This is a genomic window from Streptomyces sp. SID5469, from assembly GCF_009862865.1.
GTDB classification, from domain to species: Bacteria; Actinomycetota; Actinomycetes; order Streptomycetales; family Streptomycetaceae; genus Streptomyces; species Streptomyces avermitilis.
In genome coordinates, this window is the sequence record NZ_WWIN01000001.1 from 3,416,272 (window position 1) to 3,439,326 (window position 23,055).

A 23,055-nucleotide genomic window follows, 5' to 3' on the forward strand; every position below is an offset into this window, starting at 1 on the left:
GTCGGGCTACTTCACCGCGGCGCCCGCTTTCCACTCCTTCCAGCCCATGTTCCACCCTCCGAGGCCGTTGTCGGGAGCGACCTTTTTGTCATTGCTGCGGACGACCTCCACGACGTCACCGATCAGGGTGCGGTCGAAGAACCAGCCCGCCGGGGTGTCCGAGCTGCCGCCCTTCACATCGCGCAGGCCCACACAGCCGTGGCTGACATTGGTGTTGCCGAAGGCGTCCGGCGCCCAGTAGTTGCCGTGCAGGAAGGTTCCGGAGGCGGTGAGGCGGATGGCGTGCGGGACGTCCGGGATGTCGTACTCCCCGCCGAAGCCGACCGTGCGGCTGTTCATACGGGTCACTTCCAGCATCTCCATGACCACCATCTTCCCGTTGTACGTCGTCGTCTTCGGGGCGCCCGCGGTGATCGGAACGGTGGCGAGCAGCTCGCCCTCGCGGCGGACCTCCATGGTGTGCTCGACCGCGTCGACGAGCGAGACCTGGTCGCGGCCCACGGAGAAGGAGACGGTCTTGTACTGGAGTCCGTAGACGCCGGGCGCGCCCTCCACGTCCCGCAGGTTCAGCCCGACGGTGACCTTGGTGCCGGGCTTCCAGTACTCCTGGGGCCGGAAGTCGAGGCGGTCCTTGCCGAACCAGTGCGGGCGGATCTCCACGGCCGGCTTGGCACTCACACGGATCGCGCGTTCGACGGCGGCCCGGTTCACGATCTCCCGGTTGAACTCCAGGGAGACGATCATTCCGGTGCCGACGGTCGACCGGTTCTCGGGAGTGACGTACCCGATGAACCGCTCGTCGGGGACGAAGGTGGTGAAGGTCGTGTGGCGCGCGGAGCGGTGTCCGCGCTCGTCGAGGGCGACCGCGTCGACCCGGTACTTGGCGGCGAGCGCCAGCCGCTTGTCGTCGGGCTGCCAGCTCTGGCCGTCGCCGGAGATGTGGCCGGGCACCGGGGAGTCCTGTGCGTCCTGGGACTTGACGACCTTCACCGATTCGAGCCGGCCGCCGGGCACCCGCACCTTCAGCGGCTGGTCGGCGTGTACGGCCTTGCTGTCGTCGTCCGGCCAGACGTGGATCACATCCTCGGCCGCAGGGGGTTTGCCGAACACCTCGTCGACTCCGTGGGAGATTCCGGGGGAAGTGCAGGCGGAGGCGCCGGCCAACAGGCCCGCCCAGGTCAGTACGGCGGCCAGGGCGGCCCCTGCGCGCCGCGCGCGCCGTGTCTGTACATGCATCACGACGGGCCCAACGACCGTGCCCCTCCTGGGGAAACGTGAGTGCGAGGCAAGCTCTGGGCAGAACAGTGGGGAGGACGACGCGACAGGGAGCCGCGGCCGGGACGCCGTGCGCCCTTTTCCACGCCGTCCCACGGAGCCGCGGGAGGCCGACCGGTGTCGAGCGCAGCCGAGCAGGAGGCAGTACAGGAGGAGCGCGCGGGTGAAGAACATGCCGCGCGCCCGGCCGCCGTGCTGAACGGCAGGCGGCCCGCGGCGCCCGCCCCACCCGTGTGGCCGGGCGCCCCCACCCCGCTCGGAGCGCGCTTCAGGACCGGGCCCGACGGGGTGACGGGCACCAACTTCGCCCTGTGGGCGGGCGGCGCGGAGGCGGTCGAGCTGTGCCTGTTCGACGAGACGGGCGCGGAGATCCGCGTCCCGCTCACCGAACTCACGCACGAGATCTGGCACGGCTTCGTCCCCGGTGTACTGCCCGGGCGCCGCTACGGCTATCGGGTGCACGGCCGCTGGGACCCGTGGACGGGCGCCCGCTGGAACCCGGCGAAGCTGCTCCTCGACCCGTACGCGCGCGCGGTCGACGGCGACTTCAGCCTGCCGCCGGAGGTGTACGGGCACGTCCGGGACTGGCCGCAGCAGCAGGTCGCGGACACCGTGCGCGACGACCGGGACTCGGCGCCGTACGTCCCCAAGGGCGTCGTCGTCCACGATGACGACGACTGGGCGGACGACCACCGTCCGAAGACGCCGTGGGCGGACTCGGTGATCTACGAGCTGCACGTACGGGGATTCACGAAGACGCATCCCGGGATCCCGGAGGAACTGCGCGGCACCTACGCGGGACTGGCGCACCCGGCGGCGATCGAACACCTCGTCGGACTCGGCGTGACGGCCGTCGAGCTGCTTCCGGTGCACCAGTTCGCCCACGAGGACCACCTGCTGCGCAAGGGCCTGCGCAACTACTGGGGCTACAACTCGATCGGCTACTTCGCCCCGCACGCCGGCTACGCGGCCGCCGGGACGAACGGACAGCAGGTCGGTGAGTTCAAGCGGATGGTGCGCGCCCTGCACGCGGCCGGGATCGAGGTCATCCTCGACGTGGTCTACAACCACACCGCGGAGGCGGGCGAACTGGGCCCGACGCTCTCGCTGAAGGGGATCGACAACCGGGGCTACTACCGCCTCCAGCCCGACGCCCGCCGGTACGCGGACTACACGGGCTGCGGAAACACGCTGCACGTGGTGCAGCCGCACGTCCTGCGCCTGATCACGGACTCGCTGCGGTACTGGGTGACGGAGATGGGCGTGGACGGCTTCCGGTTCGACCTGGCCGCGGCCCTGGCCCGATCGATGCACGACGTCGACATGCTCTCCCCGTTCCTCGCGGTCATCGCACAGGACCCGGTGCTGCGCCGGGTGAAGCTGATCGCGGAACCGTGGGACGTCGGCTCCGGCGGCTACCAGGTGGGCGCGTTCCCTCCCCTGTGGACGGAGTGGAACGACCGCTACCGGGGCGCCGTACGGGACTTCTGGCGAGGCGCGCTGCCGGACGTGCGGGACCTGGGCTACCGGCTGTCGGGGTCGAGCGACCTGTACGCGTGGGGCGGCCGTCGGCCCTACGCGTCCGTCAACTTCGTGACGGCCCACGACGGTTTCACGCTCCGGGACCTCGTGTCGTACGAGCGCAAGCACAACGAGGCGAACGGCGAGGGCAACCGGGACGGCAGCGACGACAACCGGGCGTGGAACTGCGGGGCGGAGGGCGAGACGGACGACGAGCGCGTACGGTCCCTGCGCCGCCGTCAGCTGCGGAACCTCCTGACCACCCTGCTCCTGTCGACGGGCGTGCCGATGCTGGTCGCGGGCGACGAGCTGGGGCGCACGCAGCGCGGGAACAACAACGCCTACTGCCAGGACAACGAGATCAGCTGGGTGGACTGGGAACTGCTGGAGGAGCCCGGCTGGCGGGCGCTGCGCGACCTCACCGCCCGGCTGATCGCACTGCGGCACGCCCATCCCGTGCTGCGGCGGCGCGCGTTCTTCTCCGGGCGGGCGCATTCGGCGGACGGCCTGCGGGACCTGGCGTGGTTCACGCCGCGCGGGGCGGAGATGACGGAACGGGACTGGTACGCACCGGCGGCGACGCTCGGCATGTATCTGTCCGGGCGGGACATACCGGGGCGCGACGCTCGGGGCGTGCCGGTGGTGGACGACAGCTTCCTCGCGGTGCTGCACGCCGGACACCGGCCGGTGAGCTTCGTACTGCCCGGGCCGCCGTGGGCCGAGCGGTACGAGGTCGTCGTCGACACCTCCCGCGAGGACCAGGCCGCGGCACCGGGGACGGCGCACCGGGCGGGGGCGACGGTCACGGTCGCGGCCCGGGCGGTGCTGTTGCTGCGGGTGGGGTGAGCGCGGCCGCCGGCGCCGACGGGTGAACGGCGTCGGCCGATCGGTCGATGGTGCGGTACGCCCCTTGTGGGCAGCCGGGGTTCGATCCCTCGAACGTGCAGGTCCCAGGACCGGCGGCCGCCTCTGGTCCGGCCAAAACTCGGTGGGCGCTGTCAGTGCCGAACCGTAGGCTCGCTCCTGATGTCCACCACACTCGCAGCCGCCGAAGACCGCTCCGACCACGCCGGCCGTTCGTCCGTGCGCACTCTCCTGCGCCTGTGGCCGTATGTGCGGCCGGTGCGCGTACGGCTGTTCACCGCCGCCCTCGTGGCGGTCGTGGCCTCCTGTACGGGCCTGGTCATCCCGCTCGTCCTGAAGTGGCTGGTGGACGGGCCGGTGGCGGACCGGGACACCCGTGGCATCTGGCTCGGGGCGCTGTATCTGCTGCTGCTCGGGTTCGCCGAGGCGCTGCTGTTCGGGCTGCGGCGCTGGCTGGTGGCGCGGCCGCTGTCGCGGGTCGAGGCGGACATGCGGGCGGATCTGTACCGCCATCTCCAACGGCTTCCGGTCGCCTTCCACGACCGCTGGGCCTCCGGCCAGCTGCTGTCGCGGGGCACGACGGATCTGATGCTGCTGCGGATGTTCCTCGCGTTCCCACTGACGTTCCTGCTGGTCAACGGCGTGACGATCCTCGTCGGCGTGATCATCATGCTGGTTCAGGACTGGACGCTCGGGCTGGTGATCCTGGGCCCGGCCATCCCCGTGGTGATCATGTGCGCGCTGTTCGAGCGGCGGTACGCGGAGGTGGCGCGGCGGGCGCAGGACCAGGTGGGCGATCTGACGACGGTGGTCGAGGAGAGCGTGCTCGGCATCCGCATCGTCAAGGGCTTCGGCCGCCACCGCAGCCAGGCCCGCGCGTTCCGTGAGCTGACCCGGACCCTGCGCGGCACGGAGCTGGCGAAGGCCCGGCTGCTCGCCGCGATCTGGGCGGTCATCGTCACCCTCCCGGAACTGGCCATCGGCGCGGCACTCGTCCTCGGCACGATCCAGGTGGCCGATGGGGACCTGTCGGCGGGCACCCTGGTCGCGTTCCTGTCCACGGCCCTGGCCCTGCGCTGGCCCGTCGACTCGATCGGCTTCCTCCTCGCGATGAGCCAGGAGGCGGCGACGGCGACGGAGCGGTATTTCGAGGTGATGGACGCGGAACCGGAGTCGGCCGACGCCGTCGCCGCCCCGGCCGCCCCGGCCGGCGCCGACGGCCTGCGGTTCCACGACGTCCGCTTCCGCTACCCCGACGCGCCCTCGGACGCGCCGCCCGTCCTCGACCGCGTCGACCTCCACATCCGCCCCGGCGAGACGATGGCCCTGGTCGGCGCCACCGGCACCGGGAAGACCACCCTGACCGCGCTCATCCCCCGCCTGCACGAGGTCACGTCGGGCCGGATCACCCTGGACGGCGCGGACATCACGGCCATGCCCCGGCAGGCGCTGCGCGAACTCGTCGCCGTCGCCTTCGAGGAGCCCACCCTCTTCTCGGCGACCGTCGGCGAGAACGTCCTGATGGGTGCCGACGACAGCGCGGGCGAGCAGGAGCTGGACCGCGCCCTCGCCGTCGCCCAGGCCGACTTCGCGCACGCCCTCCCGCAGGGCACCGCCACCCAGGTCGGCGAGCAGGGCCTCAGTCTCTCCGGCGGCCAGCGTCAGCGCCTCGCCCTGGCCAGGGCGGTCGTGGGCCGCCCCCGCTTCCTCGTTCTCGACGACCCCCTGTCCGCCCTGGACGTCCACACGGAGGCCGCCGTCGAGGCCGCCCTGCGCCGGGTGCTCGCCGAGACCACCGCCCTGGTCGTGGCGCACCGCCCGTCCACGGTGCTGCTCGCCGACCGTGTCGCGCTGCTCTCCGGCGGCCGCATCGCCGCCGTCGGCACCCACCAGGAACTGCTGCGCACGAACGCCGAGTACGCCCATCTGATGTCCGGGGCGGACCGTGCGGAGGAAGCGGAGGAAGCAGAGAAAGCGGAGGAAGCAGAGGAATTGGAGGCCGACCGATGACGGCGCCGACGACGACCGCGCCCGACCTGACCGACGACGGCGAGGACCCCGTCGGCACACCGGGCGGCGGCGACCCCTTCGACCGGGACACCCTCCCCACGCCCCCGGGCGCGACGGGCGCCCTGCTGCGCTCGCTGCTGGCACCGCTCAGGGCCCGCGTCGTCGTGACGAGCGGGCTGCTCCTGCTCCAGCAGGCGGCGGTGCAGCTGGGCCCGCTGCTGGTCGCCTACGCCATCGACAGCGCCGTACCGGCGTTCCGGCGCGACGACCACGGCCCGCTGATCGCGGTGGGAGTGGCGTATCTGCTGTGCGCGGCGCTCTCCGGCGGCCTCCAGTACGCGTTCATCCTGGCGTCCGCGCGCGTCAACCAGGACGTGCTGCTCGACCTGCGCGGCCGGATCTTCCGCCATGCGCAGGCCCTGAGCATCGACTTCCACGAGCGCTACACCTCGGGGCGGCTGATCTCCCGCTCGACGACGGATGTCGAGTCGCTGCGCGAGCTGCTCAGCGAGGGCCTTCAGGAACTGATCGCGGTCATCCTGTCGTTCGTCTACATCTCGGCGATGCTGCTGTGGCTGGACCTGGGCCTGGGCGCGGTGGCGGTCGCCTCGTTCGGGCCGCTGTATCTGCTCGTACGGCTCTACCGGCGCCGTGCGGGACGGGTGTACCGCCTGCGTTCGACGGCGATCGCGGCGGTCATCGTGAAGTTCGCGGAGACGATGAACGGCATCCGGCCGGTGCGCGCGTTCCGCCGCGAAGCGGTGAACGACGCGGACTTCCGCGTGCTGAACGGACGCCACCAGCGCACCAACGGCGACGCTTTGCTGGAGATGGCCCGCTATGTCACCGGCTCCCGTCTGGTGGCCAACACGGCGGTGGCGGGGATCGTGCTGTGGGGCGCGTACCGGGTGTCGTCGGGCTCGCTGGAGCTGGGCGTGCTCGCGGCCGCCGTGCTCTATCTCCGCCGGCTGTACGACCCCATCGACCGGCTCGGCATGTTCCTCAACTCGTACCAGTCGGCGGCGGCCTCGCTGGAGAAGATCGCGGGGCTGCTGGCGCAGACGCCGTCGGTGCCGGAGCCCTCCGAGCCGCGCGCCCTGCCCGCCCTGGAGTCCGCGCACCCCGGCCGCGAGGTCGTGTTCGACGCCGTCCGCTTCACGTACCGCACGGGCGGGGAGGTGCTGCCCACCTTCTCGCTGACGCTGCCCGCCGGGCAGACGGTCGCCGTGGTCGGCTCGACCGGCGCCGGCAAGTCGACCCTCGCCAAGCTGCTCGCCCGCTTCTACGACCCCTCCGCCGGGCGGGTGCTGCTGGACGGGGTCGACCTGCGCGAGCTGACGGTTCCCGAGCTGCGGCGCGGTGTGGTGATGGTGACGCAGGAGGCGTTCCTGTTCTCCGGCACGGTCGCCGAGAACATCGCCATCGGTCGCCCCGACGCGACCCGGGAGGAGATCGAGCGGGCCGCGAAGGCGATCGGCGCCCACGACTTCATCAGTGCGCTGCCGGACGGCTACGACACGGACGTCCGCAAGCGGGGCGGGCGCATCTCCGCGGGCCAGCGCCAGCTGGTCGCGTTCGCACGGGCGTTGCTGGCCGACCCGGCGGTGCTGATCCTCGACGAGGCGACCAGCTCGCTGGACGTTCCCGGTGAACGGGCGGTGCAGCGGGCGATGCTGACGGTACTGAAGGGCCGGACGGCGGTCGTGATCGCGCACCGGCTGTCGACGGTGGAGATCGCGGACCGGGTACTGGTCATGGAGCACGGCCGGATCGTCGAGGACGGCAGCCCGGCCGAACTTGTCGCGGGCACGGGCCGGTTCGCGGATCTGCACCGGGCCTGGCGGGACAGCCTGGTGTGACGGGCAGGAGCTGGGGGGCGGATGATCGACGCGTACGAGGACCCGGGGGACCCGGACTGTCGCGGTGGCGGCCGGTATCTGTGGTGGCTGGTCATGCGGCAGCGGGGCCGGTGCGCCGCCGGGGCGCTGTTCGGCAGTACGTGGATGGTGCTGCTGGCGGCGACGCCGTATCTGATGTCCCGCGCGATCGACGACGGGCTGGCACCGGGCGACCGGACCGCGCTGATCGGCTGGACGGCGGCCCTGTTCGCGGTCGGGGCGTTCAACGCCTGGCTGAGCATCATGCGGCACCGCACGATGACCCGGGTCCGGATGGACGCCAACTTCCGCACCGTCAAGGTCGTCGTCGGGCAGGCGGTCCGGCTGGGCGCCGCGCTGTCGCGTCAGGTCGGGGCCGGGGAGGTCGTCACGATCGGCGTGGGCGACGTCCAGACGATCAGCCAGTCCCTGACCGTCGTCGGCCCCGGCGTCGGTGCGGTCGTCGCCTACACGGTCGTCGCCGGGCTGCTGCTGTCCGTCTCGCCGCCACTGGCCGCGGTGGTGCTGCTCGGGGTGCCGCTGATCGCCGTGCTCGTCGGTCCGCTGATGGGGCGGCTTCAGGGCGCGGAGACGGAGTACCGCGAGCGGCAGGGCGTGCTGACCGAGCGGATCGGGGACCTCGCGGGCGGTCTGCGGGTCCTCAACGGCCTGGGCGGCAAGGGGCTGTTCGCGGACGCGTTCCGCCGGGACTCGCGGCGGCTGCGGGAGCAGGGCTACCGGGTCGGGGCGGTGACCAGCTGGATCGAGGCGCTCGGGGTGGGCCTGCCGACGCTGTTCCTCGCCGTGGTGACCTGGCTGGCGGCCCGGCTGGCCGCGCGCGGGGACATCACGGTGGGCGAGTTGGTGTCGGTGTACGGCTATGTCGCGGTCCTGGTGGGGCCGGTGGCGTTCTTCATCGAGTGCGGCTACCAGCTCAGCCGGGGCGTGGTGGCCGCGCGGCGCGTCGTGCGCTTCCTGAGCCTTGCGCCCCTCGCGGACGACGGCACGGCCGACGCGCCCGCGGAGCCGTCCGTGCTGTCCGACCCGGAGTCCGGGGTCCGGGTGGTGCCGGGCCGGCTGACCGCGCTCGCCGGGGCCCGCCCCGCCGATGCCGCGGAGGTGGTCGACCGCCTCGGCCGGTACGCGCCGTCGGCCGCCACCTGGGGCGGGGTGCGGCTCGACGCCGTCGCGCTGGGGCAGGTCCGCGAGCGGATCCTGGTCGCCGACAACGAGGCCGATCTGTTCGCGGGTCCGCTGCGCGATCTGGTGGGCGGCAGACGGGGACCGGACGGCTGGGACGAGGCGGCCCTCGCGCGGGCCGTGCACGCGGCCGCGGCCGACGACATCGTCCTCGGTCTGCCGGACGGGCTCGAGACGGCCGTGACCGCGCAGGGCCGCACCCTCTCCGGCGGCCAGCGGCAGCGCGTACGGCTGGCGCGGGCGCTGCTGGCCGACCCCGAGGTGCTGCTGGCCGTCGAGCCCACCTCCGCGCTCGACGCCCACACCGAGGCCACCGTGGCGGACCGGCTGCACACCGCGCGCAGCGGCCGTACGACCGTCGTGACCACCACCTCTCCCCTCGTGCTCGCCCGGGCGGACACCGTGTACTACCTGGTCGACGGGAAGGTGGCCGCGAGGGGCAGCCATCGCGAACTCCTGGGCGGGGAGCCCGGGTACCGGGCGCTGGTGGCCCGGGACGCGGACGCCGAGGAGGCCCTGCGGTGACGACCGGAACTTCTGGACACCTGCCCGTCGCGGAACCGGCCGGTGTGCGGCGGGCCGCCGTCCGTCTGGTCCGGGCCGACGGGCGCGCCTTCGCCGCCGTGCTGGTCCTGAACGCGCTGGCCGCGGGCGCCGGGCTGGCCGGGCCGTGGCTGCTCGGGCGCATCGTCGACGGGGTCGGGGCCGGAGGCGGGGTGCGGGCCGTGGACCGGCTGGCGCTGGGCATCCTGCTGTGCTCCCTCGCGCAGCTGCTGCTGGCCCGCTGGGCCCGGTACGTGGGGCACCGCTTCGGGGAGCGGACGCTCGCCCGGGTGCGCGAGGAGTTCGTCGACCGGACGCTGGCGCTGCCCGCGTCGGTCGTGGAGCGGGCGGGCACCGGCGATCTGACGGCCCGTGGCACCGCCGACGTGGCCGCCGTCGGCACCACCTTGCGCGATGTCGGACCCGATCTGCTCATCCACACCCTCGAGGCGCTGTTCCTCCTCGGTGCGGTGTTCGTCCTCGCCCCGCTGCTGGGCGCCTTCGGCGTGCTCGGTCTGACCGGCATCTGGTGCGCGCTGCGCTGGTATCTGCGGCGGGCCCGGGACGGCTATCTCGCCGAGGGCGCGGCCACCTCGGAGGTCGCCGAGATCCTCGCGGCGACGGCGTCGGGGGCCCGTACCGTCGAGGCGTTCGGGCTTCAGGAGCGGCGGATCGGCGCGAGCCGGGAGGCGCTGGAGACGTCCCGGCGCACCCGGCTGTACACGCTGTATCTGCGCACCGTGTTCTTCCCGGTGGTGGAGGTGTCGTACATCGTGCCCGTGGCCGGGGTGCTGCTGATCGGCGGTGCGCTGCACGCGCGGGGTGTGATGAGCCTGGGTGCGGTGGTGGCGGCGGCGCTGTATCTGCGCCAGCTCGGCGAACCGCTCGACCAGATCCTGATGCGGGTCGAGCAGTTGCAGAGCAGCGGCGCCTCCTTCGCCCGGGTGGAGGGCCTGGCCCGGGCGCCGCGGAGCGGTCCGGCCGACTCGGCCGCGCCGGCGGACGACCGGATCGACGTGACCGGGGTGCGCTACGCGTACGAGCGTGGGGGCGAGGTGCTGCGCGGCGTCGACCTGACCGTGCGTCCCGGGGAGCGGCTGGCCGTCGTCGGCCCGTCCGGCGCCGGCAAGACCACACTGAGCAGGCTGCTCGCGGGCGTCGACGCGCCGAGCGCGGGCACGGTGACGGTGGGCGGGGTGCCGGTCGTCGGCCTCGAGCCGGAGCGGCTGCGCCGGCAGGTCGTCCTCGTCACCCAGGAGCACCATGTCTTCCTCGGCACGGTCCGCGACAACCTGCTGATCGCCGAGCCCTCGGCCACGGACGACGCGTTGTGGGCGGCTCTCGCCGCGGTCGGCGCCGACGGCTGGGTGCGCGAGCTGCCGGACGGCCTCGGCACCGTCCTGGGGTCCGGTGGTTGTGCCACGGACGGCTCACAGGCTCAGCAACTGGCGCTGGCCCGGGTGGTGCTGGCGGATCCGCACACGCTGATCCTCGACGAGGCCACCGCGCTGCTGGATCCGACGACCGCCCGCCACACCGAGCGCGCGCTGGCGGCCGTACTCGAAGGGCGGACCGTCATCGCCATCGCCCACCGGCTGCACACGGCGCACGACGCGGACCGGGTGGCCGTGATGGAGGACGGCCGGCTGACCGAACTCGGCACCCACGAGGCCCTGGTGGCGGCGGGGGGCGCGTACGCGGCGCTGTGGCATTCGTGGCACGGCGACGAGCCGTCCCCGTCCTGAATCCGGGATCGTCGGGCGGCCTTGTACGCCTTTGCGACGGTCTCCGGCAGGACACTCCTGACCGGACTTCTGAACGGACTTCTGACCGGACTTCTGAACGGTCCGTATACCGAACATGACTTACCGGACAACGGACGATTTCCGGCCAAATCCTTGATGCGCCCCTGACAGAAAGCGCGGTCTCCTGACACTCTTCCCACGGCCACCTCACAGCAAGCACACAGCTCGACCGCTGTGCCGCGGCCGTGCGTTCCCCATGCACCACCCCGAGCACCACCCATGCACCACCCCATGTACCTGGTTCCGCGTAACGCCAAGTTCCGCCCTGTTCTGCCCGGACGGGTGACCATCGTCCGGTCTCCCCTGGCCGCGCGACCCGCGGCCACGCAGAAGGAGTCAGTGTTGAGTAGCAGTTCCTCCCACAGACGCACCTCCCACATCCTGCGTCGTCGCGCCGGGGCAGTCGCCCTGGTGGGCGTCACCGCCCTGCTCGCCGCGGCCGTCCAGTCGGGCGCCGCCAACGCCGCCCCCGACCAGGCCCCCACGGGCAAGGTCAAGCCGGGCGCCGTCACCCTGAAGCTCACCCCGTCCCAGCGCGCCGAGCTGATACGCGACGCCAACGCGGCCAAGGCGGACACCGCCAAGGATCTGGGCCTCGGAGCCAAGGAGAAGCTCGTCGCCCGCGATGTCCTCAAGGACCACGACGGCACGGTCCACACCCGCTACGAGCGCACCTACGACGGACTGCCGGTCCTCGGCGGCGACCTGGTCGTGGACACCTCGAAGTCGGGCAAGACCGAGCGGGTCGTCAAGGCGACGAAGGCGGCCATCAAGCCGGCCTCCCTCAAGCCGCAGATCGCCTCCGCCAAGGCCGAGCAGCAGGCCCTGACCGCCGCCAAGTCCGCCGGTTCGAAGAGCACCAAGGCGGACCGCGCGCCCCGCAAGGTGATCTGGGCGGCCGACGGCAAGCCGACCCTCGCCTACGAGACCGTCGTCGGCGGCCTCCAGGACGACGGCACCCCGAACCAGCTGCACGTCATCACCGACGCGGCCACCGGCAAGAAGCTCTACCAGTACCAGGGCATCAAGAACGGCATCGGCAACACCCAGTACAGCGGCCAGGTGACCCTGACGACCACACAGTCGGGCTCCACCTACACGCTGAACGACGGAGCGCGCGGCGCCCACAAGACGTACAACCTGAACCACGGGTCGTCCGGCACCGGCACGCTGTTCTCGCAGACGAACGACACCTGGGGCAACGGCACCACGTCGAACGCCGCGACCGCCGGCGCCGACGCGCACTACGGCGCCGCCACGACCTGGGACTTCTACAAGACCACGTTCGGCCGCAGCGGCATCAAGAACAACGGCGTCGGCGCGTACTCGCGGGTCCACTACGGCAACGCGTACGTCAACGCCTTCTGGGACGACAGCTGCTTCTGCATGACGTACGGCGACGGCTCCGGCAACGCCGACCCGCTGACCTCGCTGGACGTGGCGGGCCACGAGATGAGCCACGGCGTCACCTCGAACACGGCCAACCTGAACTACAGCGGTGAGTCCGGAGGCCTGAACGAGGCGACCTCCGACATCTTCGGCACGGGCGTGGAGTTCTTCGCGGCGAACTCCTCCGACGTCGGTGACTACCTCATCGGCGAGAAGATCGACATCAACGGCGACGGCACCCCGCTGCGCTACCAGGACAAGCCCAGCAAGGACGGCGCGTCCAAGGACAGCTGGTACTCGGGCATCGGCTCGATCGACGTCCACTACTCGTCGGGTCCCGCGAACCACTTCTTCTATCTGCTGAGCGAGGGCAGCGGCGCCAAGGTCATCAACGGCGTCAGCTACAACTCGCCGACGTCGGACGGCCTTCCGGTCACCGGCATCGGCCGCGACAAGGCCCTGCAGATCTGGTACCGGGCACTCACCACCAAGTTCACCTCGACCACCAACTACGCGGCGGCCCGCACCGGCACCCTCGCGGCGGCGGGTGAGCTGTACGGCACGACGAGCACCGAGTACAAGGCGGTGCAGGACGCGTGGGCGGCCGTCGCGGTCGGTGCGCGCTCCGGTGGCGGCGGCGGTGGCGGTACCTCGTACGAGAGCACGACCAAGGTATCGATTCCGGACAACGCGGGGGCGGTGACGTCCTCGATCACCGTCACGGGCCGCACCGGAAACGCGCCGAGCAATCTTCAGGTCACCCCGAACATCACGCACACCTGGCGTGGTGACCTGGTCATCGACCTGGTGGCCCCGGACGGCTCGACGTACCGCCTGAAGAACTTCAGCTCGTCCGACTCCGCGGACAACGTGACCGACACCTACACGGTCAACGCGTCCTCCGAAACCGCCAACGGCACTTGGCAGTTGAAGGTCCAGGACCAGGCGGCGCAGGACGTCGGCACCATCAACAGCTGGAAGCTGACGTTCCCGTAGACCCCGCTTGACGCAGGGCACAGGACAGGGCGTCGCCCCGGTGGTTCAACTCCCCGGGGCGGCGCCCCCTTTGCTGTGCCCTGACCTCTCCTTGGTTGCCGCCATACCCAAGATCAGGTCCGCATTGCGTACACGGATCTTCACCCAACGGACGATTTTCAGCCAACGTTCCTTTGGGGTCATGACATGTACGCGCCCTAGGTGTCACTCTTCCACCGCACGGCTCACCCGCACCGCAACTTCACCCGTCCGTACGGCTACCCCACGTCGTTCGGCCGCCCCCACAAAGGAGCTTGCGTGACCTCCCTCTACGCGCGTCACAAGCGCACCACTCTGGCCATCGCCACCGCTGTCGCCGCCGGAGCCCTGCTCGCCACCGGTGTGACCACCGGTGCCTCTGCCCAGACCCCGGTGTCCGACGCCGGCAAGAAGGCCACCCTCGCCGGCGCCCCGCTCCAGCTGTCCGCGGCGGCGCGCACGTCCCTCATCAAGAAGGCCGAAGCCGCCACGCCGGAGACGGCCCAGCAGATAGGCCTCGGCACCAAGGAGAAGCTGGTCGTCAGAGACGTCGTCAAGGACGCCGACGGCACGCTGCACACGCGCTACGAGCGCACGTACAACGGACTGCCGGTCCTCGGCGGCGACCTGGTCGTCCACCAGTCGAAGTCGGGCACGACCGAGGGCGTGACCAAGGCGACGAAGGCGACCATCAAGGTGGCCTCCCTCAAGCCGCAGATCACCTCCGCCAAGGCCGAGAAGCAGGCCCTGACCGTCGCCAAGTCCGCCGGCTCGGAGAAGACCTCGGCCGACCGGGCGCCGCGCAAGGTGATCTGGGCGGGCAACGGCAAGCCGACCCTCGCCTTCGAGACCGTCGTGGGCGGCCTCCAGGACGACGGCACCCCGAACCAGCTGCACGTCATCACCGACGCGGCCACCGGCAAGAAGCTCTACGAGTACCAGGCCATCGAGACCGGCACCGGCAAGACCCTCTACTCGGGCACGGTCACCCTCAACACCACGCTGTCGGGGTCGACGTACCAGCTGACCGACGGGACGCGCGGCAGCCACAAGACGTACAACAAGTCGCACACCACCACCTCCTCCGCGGGCACCTTGTTCACCGACGCGGACGACACGTGGGGCACCGGCGCGGCCTCCAGCTCCACCACCGACCAGACCGCGGCCGCCGACGCCGCGTACGGCGCGCAGGTGACGTGGGACTTCTACAAGAACACCTTCGGCCGCAGCGGCATCAAGAACAACGGCGTCGCCGCCTACTCCCGCGTCCACTACGGCAACGCGTACGTCAACGCGTTCTGGGACGACAGCTGCTTCTGCATGACCTACGGCGACGGCTCGGGCAACACCCACCCGCTGACCTCGCTGGACGTCGCGGGCCACGAGATGAGCCACGGCGTCACCGCCAACACCGCGGGCCTCAACTACAGCGGTGAGTCCGGCGGCCTGAACGAGGCGACCTCCGACATCTTCGGCACGGGCGTCGAGTTCTACGCGGCCAACTCGTCCGACGTCGGCGACTACCTCATCGGCGAGAAGATCAACATCAACGGCGACGGCACCCCGCTGCGCTACATGGACAAGCCCAGCAAGGACGGCGGCTCGGCGGACTCCTGGTCCTCCAGCGTGGGCAACCTCGACGTGCACTACTCGTCGGGTGTCGCGAACCACTTCTTCTACCTCCTCTCGGAGGGCAGCGGTTCGAAGACGATCAACGGGGTCACCTACAACTCCCCCACGTCCAACGGCTCCACGGTCACGGGCATCGGCCGGGCCAAGGCCCTGCAGATCTGGTACAAGGCTCTGACGACGTACTTCACGTCGACGACCAAGTACGCGGCCGCCCGCACGGGCACCCTCTCGGCGGCCTCGGCGCTGTACGGCTCCACCAGCACCGAGTACAAGGCGGTGGCGGCGGCCTGGTCGGCGGTCAACGTCAGCTAGTCGACTGGCCGGCTGGTCGACTGATCGACTGATCGGCCGTATTTCGCACAGGGCGGCACCCGGAGAGAAGGTGACTCCGGGTGCCGCCCTAGGCTGTGCCCCATGTCCTTCACGTACGAGGATGTCGGCGCGACCCGTGAGAACGGGTACTGCCCGCCGGGATTCCACTCCCTGCACGTGCGCACGCGCATAGGCGAGGGCGAAGAGGTGTTCCGCCGGGCGTCCCACGCGGTCGTCACCTGGGAGATGCACCGCGCCATGGGCGTCGGTATTGACGCGTCCGCGGACGCGGCCGCCCCGGGGGTCGACGTCACGGTCTCCCTGGCCGGCATGATCAAGGCCCCGTGCCGGGTGGTCTGGACGGTCGACGAACCCCGCCGCGCCGGCTGGGCGTACGGCACGCTTTCCGGCCACCCCGAGTGCGGCGAAGAAGCCTTCGTCGTGAACAGAACGGGCGACGGCACGGTCTGGCTCACGATCACGGCCTTCAGCCGCGCGGCCAAGTGGTACGCCCGAGCGGGCGGCGCGGCGACGCGAGGCTTGCAGCACGCGTACGCGCGGCGGTGCGGGGTGGTGCTGCGGAGGCTGTGCGAGTCGGTTGCGGACTGAGTGCCCGACTCGCCCGTCCTACACGCGGCGCTCCGCCACCGCCCTCCTCCTTCCCACTTCGAACCACAGCAGCTTCCCGGCACCGTGCCCCATCTGGTCATCGCCGAGGCGCCAGCCGCCCCACCAGTCCGCGTACTCCTGTACGAGGAAGAGACCGCGCCCACCAACGGCGTCCACCGGCGCGCACGGGACACGGTCTCCGGGCGGCCGGTCGAAGGGGGCAGGAATGTGCGGACTGCTGTCCCACACACCGACCCGCAACCGTCCTCCTCCCAGCGCCGTCAGCCGCAGGGATGCAGGCCCTTTGGCGTACCGGTAGGCGTTGGTGACGAGCTCGGAGGTCAACAGCTCGACGACATCGACGACTTCACCCATACCGTGCCCGGACAGCGTGGCCCGCACGGTCATACGTGCGACGCGTGCGGCGCGGGGGTCATGGGGCAGGCGAAGGGCGTATACCCAGGTGTCGGGCGGGGTTACGGTGACCATGAACGGCTCCGGAGTGGAAGGGGCTTGGGCTCGCTCGACGGCAGCGCCGCGCGGTGGCAGTGCCAGGGCTGTGGTGCGCTTCCGGCTTATCGGCGCGGGAGGTTGAGCGACGTGGGACACACCATAGAGGGCGTGATGTGATACTTAACATCGAACGAAGGTGATGATTCATAATTCCCTCCTGTGGGTGACCCGCAGGAACACACCGCCGAGAGAGGGCCCAGTGCCGCCCAGCACCACTCCCACACTGCGCCAACAACGACTGGGCTCCGAGCTGCGCAGGCTCAGGGAGCACTCAGGACTGACATCCACCGCTGCCGCGGACCTGCTTGGCCTCAAGCAGGCTCAGGTCAGCAGCATCGAGGCCGGCCGCTACGCCGTCAGCGCCGACCGCGTACGCACCTTCGCCCGCACATACAGCTGCGCCGACCCGGCTCTGATCGAGGCGCTGGCCGAGATGACCGGGGGCCGTACCCGGGGTTGGTGGGACGAGTACCGGGAGTATCTGCCCGCCGGATTGGCCGATCTCGCCGAACTGGAGCACCACGCAACCGAGTTGCGCGTGGCCCTGTCCCTGCACATCCCTGCCCTGCTCCAGACCACGGACCACGCCCGAGCCATGCTCCGCGAAGCGGTCCCGCCCTTCCTGCCGTACGAGCTCGAGCACCGCCTGTCGTACCGCATCAAGCGGCAGGAGATCCTGAACCGCTCGGCCCCACTCCCCTACACGGCACTTCTGCATGAGGCGGCCCTGCGCATGCAGTACGGGGGCGCGGACGTCGCCCGGGATCAGCTCGCCCACCTGCTGGAGCGGAGCGAGCAGGACAACATCACCATCCGCGTCATCCCCTTCACCTCGCCGCATTTCCCCGGCAACGGCCAGTCCTTCGACTACGCGGTCGGCCCGACCCCCCAGCTCGACACGGTCCAACTGGACACCCACCACGGCGGCTGCGAATTCCTGGACACGGAAGCACAGTTGGCGAAATACCGGACCGTGCTGGACCGCATGGAAAACTGCGCTCTCGAACCCGCCGAGTCACGCAAGTTCATCGAGCACATCATGCAAAGCCACTGAAAGGGGCCGACGTGCACATATCCGCCTGGCAGAAGTCCACCTACAGCCCCGACGGCTCGAACTGCGTCTACGTCGCCGCCACCCCCACCGGAACCGTTCACCTCCGCGAAAGCGACGACCCTGACGTCATCCTGACCACCACCCGCAACCCGCTGCTCTCCCTCATACGCTCCCTCAAAGAAGACAGCCAACGACGCTGACACCCCAAACAGCTGACCCAGGCGCCCTGGGCCGCCGGTTCGGTGTCGCACAACTCTCAGAGCTGCAATACAGCCGGAAGATTCTTAGGGTTTCCATAAGTCAGGATTCTATTTCTCGCCCACTGCCAACCACCTTGCCCACACGCAGAGCGAATTGCATGGACCCAAAGAAAGCCTCCCCCGTACCGCTACTGCAAGAAAATTTATACTCGCCCTCACGGACCACATCGCAGATCATTCCAGCGTTTCCGAGCCATGCCGCACGCTCGCCGAACTTGCCCCGCCAACAGTTCCAGACTTGAAGGGTAGAACCCTTCTCGGCGTTGACTCCCATATCAACGACAGATGGCGCCGCATCCATCCAAAATACCAACCCGGGGTGCGACCTTCCTTCAACCGAAAGCACCCCTTCGCCGACCTGAAGGCAGACCCCCTGAACCGGCTCATCGACAAAGCCGGAGAACTCGAGTCGAATCTTGGAAGTCTCTACTCCTACGGGAATTCGATAGGCCATATGGATCATTTCGCCATCGCGTTCGACAGGACGGCCGCCCGACTCCTGGAATAGTTCATCCAGCTTGCGAGGAGCAGCTGCACCGTTCATTAGGTTCTCTTTTCAGACATCTACCTGTGGGTCAGGCTCGTCGACCCGTCGGCCGGCTCGTCCGCGGTCGTCGTAGAGGTTCAGGGACCCCAGTCGTCCGCCGACTGGGGTCGGGGTCTGAACCTGGCGGCTACGCAGCAGTGAGTCGTGAAACTCGTATGCGTAGCCGTGCCCTTGAGGGTGTCACCGCAGCAAAACCCCAGCCCCCTCCCCCACATCCTCCGATGGCACCGCCACCAGCCCCAGTTCCGCGCTCGTCGCCAGGAGGCGGTGGGTCGGCAGGATGCGGACCGTGTAGCCGAAGGGGCCCGTGCGGTCCAGGGACAGGGGGCCCTCGTACACCCGTCGTCCCTCCAGGTCCGGGCCGCCCACCGGTTTCAGGGGGACCGCCGTCGCGTCCGTGATGCGGTCCTGCCCGTCCACCCGGCCCGCGACCGCCTGGACCTCGACGTCGTCCGGGTCGAGGTCGCCGAGGCCCACGCGGACCCGTAGTGACAGCGTCGTGCCCAGCTCCGCCGTCGTCGTCGCCACCGAGGTCTCCACATGGTCGACGGTGACCCGCGGCCAGGCCGCCCGTACCCGGGACTTCCAGGTCGCGAGCTCCCGTGCCGGTTCCGGGGTCAGCGCCCGGTGCGCGAGGGCCGCGGGGGTGTAGAGACGCTCCACGTACTCGCGCACCATGCGCCCCGCCAGCACCTTGGGACCCAGATGCGTCAGTGTCTGGCGGACCATCTCGATCCAGCGGTCGGGCAGACCGGCCTGGCCCCGCTCGTAGAAGCGGGGGGCGACGCGCCCTTCCAGCAGGTCGTACAGTGCCGTCGCCTCCAGGTCGTCCCGGCGGTCCTCGTCCGTCGCGGTGCCGTCCGCCGTCGGGATCGCCCAGCCGAAGTCCGGCTGGAACCACTCGTCCCACCAGCCGTCGAGCACCGAAAGGTTCAGGCAGCCGTTGAGCGCGGCCTTCATCCCGCTCGTCCCGCACGCCTCCAGCGGGCGCAGCGGGTTGTTCAGCCAGATGTCGCAGCCCGGGTACAGCTTCTGCGCCATCGCCATCCCGTAGTCCGGCAGGAACACGATGCGGTGCCGGACGCGCGGGTCGTCAGCGAACCGCACCAGCTCCTGGACCAGGCGTTTCCCGCCGTCGTCCGCCGGGTGCGCCTTGCCCGCCACCACGATCTGCACCGGGCGCTCGGGGTGCAGCAGCAGGTCCATCAGCCGGTCCCGGTCCCGCAGCATCAGCGTCAGCCGCTTGTACGAGGGGACCCGGCGCGCGAAGCCGATCGTCAGGACGTCCGGGTCGAGCACCCCGTCGATCCAGCCGAGTTCGGCCGTGCCCGCCCCGCGCTGCCGCCAGGACGCGCGCAGCCGCTCCCGCACCTCGGTCACCAGTTGCTCCCGCAGCACCCGCCGCAGGTCCCAGATGTCCTGGTCCGGAATCTCCGCCACCGCGTCCCAGCGCTCCGAGCCGCCCACCGTCATCGCGTCCTCGGTGCGCTGGGCGCCGATCTGCCGCGCCCCCAGCCGGAACACCTCCGGGGCCACCCAGGTCGGCGCGTGCACCCCGTTGGTCACCGAGGTGATCGGCACCTCGTCCGGGTCGAAGCCCGGCCACAGGCCCGAGAACATCTCCCGGCTCACCTGACCGTGCAGCAGCGAGACGCCATTGGCGCGCTGGCCCAGCCGCAGGCCCATCACCGCCATGTTGAAGAGGTTGGGTTCGCCGCCCGGGTACGTCTCCATGCCGAGCCCCAGGATCCGCTCCACGTCGATCCTCGGAAGTTCCGCGTCCGGGCCGAAGTGGCGGGCCACCAGCTCCCGGTCGAACCGGTCGATGCCGGCCGGGACCGGCGTGTGGGTCGTGAAGACCGTCCCCGCCCGCACCGACTCCAGGCCCGCGTCGAAGTCCAGCCCCGTGTCGCAGAGTTCGGCGATCCGCTCCAGGCCGAGGAAACCCGCGTGCCCCTCGTTGGTGTGGAAGACCTCCGGCTCGGCATGACCGGTCAGCCGGCAGTACGTGCGGACCGCGCGCACCCCGCCGATGCCCAGCAGCATCTCCTGGAGCAGCCGGTGCTCGCTGCCGCCGCCGTACAGCCGGTCGGTGACACCGCGCTCACCGTGGTCGTTCTCCTCGACGTCCGAGTCGAGCATCAGCAGCGGTACGCGGCCCACCTGGGCCAGCCAGATCCGGGCCTGGAGCCGCCGCCCGCCGGGCAGGGCGAGGGAGACCTGGGCCAGGGCGCCGTCGTCCTCGCGCAGCGGCACCACCGGCAGTTCGTGCGGGTCGAGGACGGGATAGTGCTCCTGCTGCCAGCCGTCGCGGGACAGCGACTGGCGGAAGTAGCCGTGCCGGTACAGCAGGCCCACCCCGATCAGGGGCACGCCCAGGTCGCTGGCCGCCTTCAGATGGTCCCCGGCGAGGATGCCGAGGCCGCCGGAGTACTGCGGCAGCGCGGCCGTGACGCCGAACTCCGGTGAGAAGTAGGCGATGGCGGCGGGCAGTTCGGCCGCGCGGGACGGGGCCTCGGCCTGCGACTGGTACCAGCGGTCGCCGGTCACGTAGTCGGTGAGATCGTCGGCGGCCGCGCCCAGCCTGCGCAGGAAGCGGCGGTCCTCCGCCAGCTCCGCGAGGCGCGCGTGCGGGACGCTGCCGAGCAGCCGTACGGGATCGCCGTCCGACGCCGCCCAGCGCTCGGGGTCCACGGACTGGAAGAGCTCACGGGTCTCCGCATGCCACGACCAGCGCAGATTTCGCGCCAGATCGCTGAGCGGGTGAAGGGCGTCGGGGAGTACGGGACGTACGGTGAACCTACGGATGGCCTTCACGAGTTCCACCTTCACGGAGGACGTACGGAGGACGTACGAAGGGCGTACGGAGGACATGCCCGGTTGAGGGCCGCACCTCCTCGTGCGGCCCTTGTTCACCCACGACGGTAGCGGTGCGGGCGCCTCGGCAACTACGGCGCATGAAGCGCGCCCCCTGCCCGTCGCTCCCCCTTCGGCAGAAATTCACCGCGGCCTTCACAACACGTGCCCGCCACGGGCCATCACGTGCCCGCCGCGGGCCATCGGGTGCCCGCCACGGGCCGCCACGCGCGCCCCACGGGCAAGACGAGCGCCCCCTGGGCCATTCGTGCGCCCCTCTCACGATATGGCCGATTCCGCCCGCCTGCGCGACCTTGTGGCGGTTCACACCGCACGAGAGGCTGCCCAGTGGCGTGTCGGCCCGGGCCGTCCGGACGCGGGCGAAAACCGGTCGGAGCACGCCGAGTCGAGGAGGGGAACCCAAGCCATGGCACGGACGAGCAGCGCTCGTCTGCGCTGGGCAGGAGGCCTGACCGCGGTCACCACCGCCGCGGTGCTTTCGGCCGTCACCCTGCCCGCGCAGGCAGCCCCGCAGGGGCGGATACTCGGCGCCGGCGATCCCGGTTCCGTCAGCGGAAGTTACCTCGTGACACTCAAGGGGGGAACGAGCGCGCCCTCGGCGGCCGGCAAGAGCGTCGCCGGGAAGTACGGGGCGAGGATCAGCCACATCTACGGTGCCGCCTTGAACGGCTATGCGGTGCAGGCCAATGAGAAGCAGGCCCGGCGGCTCGCGGCGGACCCCCGCGTGGCCTCGGTGGCGCAGGACACCGAGGTCGCTCTCGACCACTACCAGAAGAACCCGCCCTCCTGGGGCCTGGACCGGATCGACCAGAACGACCTGCCGCTCGACCACGGCTACACCTGGCCGGAGTCCTCGGGCGCCGGCGCCGGCGTGACCACGTACGTCATCGACACCGGTATCCGCGTCACCCACCGGGACTTCGGCGGCCGGGCGAGCTACGGCTGGGACTTCGTCGACGGCGACCGGACGGCGGGCGACGGCAACGGGCACGGCACGCATGTCGCCGGAACGATCGCGGGCACCACGTACGGGGTCGCCAAACAAGCCAAAGTCGTCGCGGTACGCGTTCTCGACAACGAGGGCTCCGGCACCACCGCCCGAGTCATCGCCGGCATCGACTGGGTGACCAGGCACGCGAAGAAGCCCGCCGTGGCCAATCTGAGCCTGGGCGGCTTCGCCAACGCGCAGCTCGACGCCGCCGTACGCAACTCCATCGCCTCCGGCGTCACCTACGCGGTCGCGGCCGGGAACGACGGACTCGCGGCCGGCCTGTACTCCCCGGCCCACGTGAAACAGGCCATAACTGTCGGCGCCGGCGACCGGAAGGACGCCCGTGCGAGCTTCTCCAACTGGGGCCCGCGCCTGGACCTGTTCGCCCCGGGCGTGGCGATCACCTCCGCCTCGAACGCGAGCGACACCGCGAAGGCCACCTTCTCCGGTACGTCGATGGCGACGCCGCACGTCACCGGCGCGGCAGCGCTCGAACTGGCCGCGCATCCCGAAGCCACACCCGCCCAGGTCAGCAAGGCGCTCGCCGCCCGGGCGGCCACGGGGAGAATCTCGGGCGGCGGCCCCGGCTCACCGGACAAACTGCTCCAGGTGAACAGCCCTTGACCCGGTTTTGACCGCTCTTAACCGGACACGCGTACCCTGACCGGCCTCGCCCACACCGGGTAAGGCCGGTCTTCTGCGCACCTCACCGCACACGGCTGGTCTTGTGTGTAGACATACGCGTGAGTAGTTAACAAAGTG

At 70.7% G+C, this 23,055-nt stretch carries 15 protein-coding genes; 11 read left to right on the top strand and 4 right to left on the bottom strand.

The window, feature by feature from the left end; translation table 11 throughout:
* Positions 1-6 precede the first annotated feature (6 nt).
* A complete protein-coding gene (locus tag GTY58_RS14580; protein ID WP_010984220.1) occupies positions 7-1,236 on the bottom strand; it encodes an Ig-like domain-containing protein in 1,230 nt (409 codons plus the stop codon).
* A 156-nt stretch (positions 1,237-1,392) separates the two neighbouring features.
* On the opposite strand from GTY58_RS14580, the gene glgX reads away from it, so the two are divergent.
* From glgX to GTY58_RS14620, 8 genes are all read left to right on the top strand, one after another.
* Complete coding sequence (glgX, locus tag GTY58_RS14585; RefSeq protein WP_010984221.1) at positions 1,393-3,642, top strand: glycogen debranching protein GlgX; 2,250 nt, start codon at positions 1,393-1,395, stop codon at positions 3,640-3,642.
* A 180-nt stretch (positions 3,643-3,822) separates the two neighbouring features.
* A complete protein-coding gene (locus GTY58_RS14590; RefSeq protein WP_037649778.1) occupies positions 3,823-5,670 on the top strand; it encodes an ABC transporter ATP-binding protein in 1,848 nt (615 codons plus the stop codon).
* Positions 5,667-7,529, top strand: a complete 1,863-nt coding sequence (locus tag GTY58_RS14595) for an ABC transporter ATP-binding protein (RefSeq protein WP_010984223.1) — start codon at positions 5,667-5,669, stop codon at positions 7,527-7,529. Before GTY58_RS14590 ends, GTY58_RS14595 begins: the two co-directional genes overlap by 4 nt.
* 21 nt (positions 7,530-7,550) lie before the next feature.
* Positions 7,551-9,272 carry an ABC transporter ATP-binding protein gene (locus tag GTY58_RS14600; protein WP_010984224.1) on the top strand — a complete coding sequence of 574 codons (1,722 nt, stop codon included), beginning with the start codon at positions 7,551-7,553 and terminating at the stop codon, positions 9,270-9,272.
* Positions 9,269-11,035 (top strand): ABC transporter ATP-binding protein, encoded by a 1,767-nt coding sequence (locus tag GTY58_RS14605; protein ID WP_010984225.1) that lies wholly within the window; start codon positions 9,269-9,271, stop codon positions 11,033-11,035. The genes GTY58_RS14600 and GTY58_RS14605 overlap by 4 nt, the downstream gene beginning before the upstream one ends.
* 402 nt (positions 11,036-11,437) lie before the next feature.
* Entirely contained in the window at positions 11,438-13,480 is a 2,043-nt protein-coding gene (locus GTY58_RS14610; RefSeq protein WP_037649779.1) for a M4 family metallopeptidase, read from the top strand.
* Positions 13,481-13,777: 297 nt separating this feature from the next.
* Positions 13,778-15,442, top strand: coding sequence for a M4 family metallopeptidase (locus GTY58_RS14615; protein ID WP_010984227.1), 1,665 nt, complete (start codon positions 13,778-13,780; stop codon positions 15,440-15,442).
* Between the two features lie 102 nt (positions 15,443-15,544).
* The gene (locus GTY58_RS14620) at positions 15,545-16,051 is read left to right on the top strand and encodes a DUF1990 domain-containing protein (protein ID WP_010984228.1); all 507 of its coding nucleotides are present in this window, start codon (positions 15,545-15,547) and stop codon (positions 16,049-16,051) included.
* Positions 16,052-16,069: 18 nt separating this feature from the next.
* Here GTY58_RS14620 and GTY58_RS14625 read toward each other — a convergent pair whose 3' ends face one another.
* Entirely contained in the window at positions 16,070-16,540 is a 471-nt protein-coding gene (locus GTY58_RS14625; RefSeq protein WP_037649781.1) for an ATP-binding protein, read from the bottom strand.
* Between the two features lie 223 nt (positions 16,541-16,763).
* Between GTY58_RS14625 and GTY58_RS14630 the strand changes: the two genes are divergently transcribed.
* Both GTY58_RS14630 and GTY58_RS14635 read left to right on the top strand, forming a co-directional pair.
* A complete protein-coding gene (locus tag GTY58_RS14630) occupies positions 16,764-17,618 on the top strand; it encodes a helix-turn-helix transcriptional regulator (protein WP_010984230.1) in 855 nt (284 codons plus the stop codon).
* A gap of 11 nt (positions 17,619-17,629) precedes the next feature.
* Entirely contained in the window at positions 17,630-17,818 is a 189-nt protein-coding gene (locus tag GTY58_RS14635; RefSeq protein WP_010984231.1) for a DUF397 domain-containing protein, read from the top strand.
* 100 nt (positions 17,819-17,918) lie between these two features.
* Here the strand turns inward: GTY58_RS14635 and GTY58_RS14640 are convergent, their stop codons facing one another.
* The gene (locus GTY58_RS14640; RefSeq protein WP_137865251.1) at positions 17,919-18,422 is read right to left on the bottom strand and encodes a hypothetical protein; all 504 of its coding nucleotides are present in this window, start codon (positions 18,420-18,422) and stop codon (positions 17,919-17,921) included.
* A 183-nt stretch (positions 18,423-18,605) separates the two neighbouring features.
* The gene (locus GTY58_RS14645) at positions 18,606-21,242 is read right to left on the bottom strand and encodes a glycosyltransferase family 1 protein (protein WP_010984232.1); all 2,637 of its coding nucleotides are present in this window, start codon (positions 21,240-21,242) and stop codon (positions 18,606-18,608) included.
* A 466-nt stretch (positions 21,243-21,708) separates the two neighbouring features.
* Here GTY58_RS14645 and GTY58_RS14650 point away from each other — a divergent pair, with 466 nt between their 5' ends.
* Positions 21,709-22,917, top strand: a complete 1,209-nt coding sequence (locus GTY58_RS14650; RefSeq protein ID WP_010984233.1) for a S8 family peptidase — start codon at positions 21,709-21,711, stop codon at positions 22,915-22,917.
* Positions 22,918-23,055: the final 138 nt, after the last annotated feature.

Bases quoted from the DNA above. Each gene is read 5' to 3' on its own strand.
- GTY58_RS14620 (WP_010984228.1), top strand. From the start codon at position 15,545: ATGTCCTTCACGTACGAGGATGTCGGCGCGACCCGTGAGAACGGGTAC.
- GTY58_RS14600 (WP_010984224.1), top strand. From the start codon at position 7,551: ATGATCGACGCGTACGAGGACCCGGGGGACCCGGACTGTCGCGGTGGC.
- GTY58_RS14640 (WP_137865251.1), bottom strand. From the start codon at position 18,422: ATGAACGGTGCAGCTGCTCCTCGCAAGCTGGATGAACTATTCCAGGAG.
- GTY58_RS14595 (WP_010984223.1), top strand. From the start codon at position 5,667: ATGACGGCGCCGACGACGACCGCGCCCGACCTGACCGACGACGGCGAG.
- GTY58_RS14580 (WP_010984220.1), bottom strand. From the start codon at position 1,236: ATGCATGTACAGACACGGCGCGCGCGGCGCGCAGGGGCCGCCCTGGCC.
- GTY58_RS14590 (WP_037649778.1), top strand. From the start codon at position 3,823: ATGTCCACCACACTCGCAGCCGCCGAAGACCGCTCCGACCACGCCGGC.
- GTY58_RS14625 (WP_037649781.1), bottom strand. From the start codon at position 16,540: ATGGTCACCGTAACCCCGCCCGACACCTGGGTATACGCCCTTCGCCTG.
- GTY58_RS14650 (WP_010984233.1), top strand. From the start codon at position 21,709: ATGGCACGGACGAGCAGCGCTCGTCTGCGCTGGGCAGGAGGCCTGACC.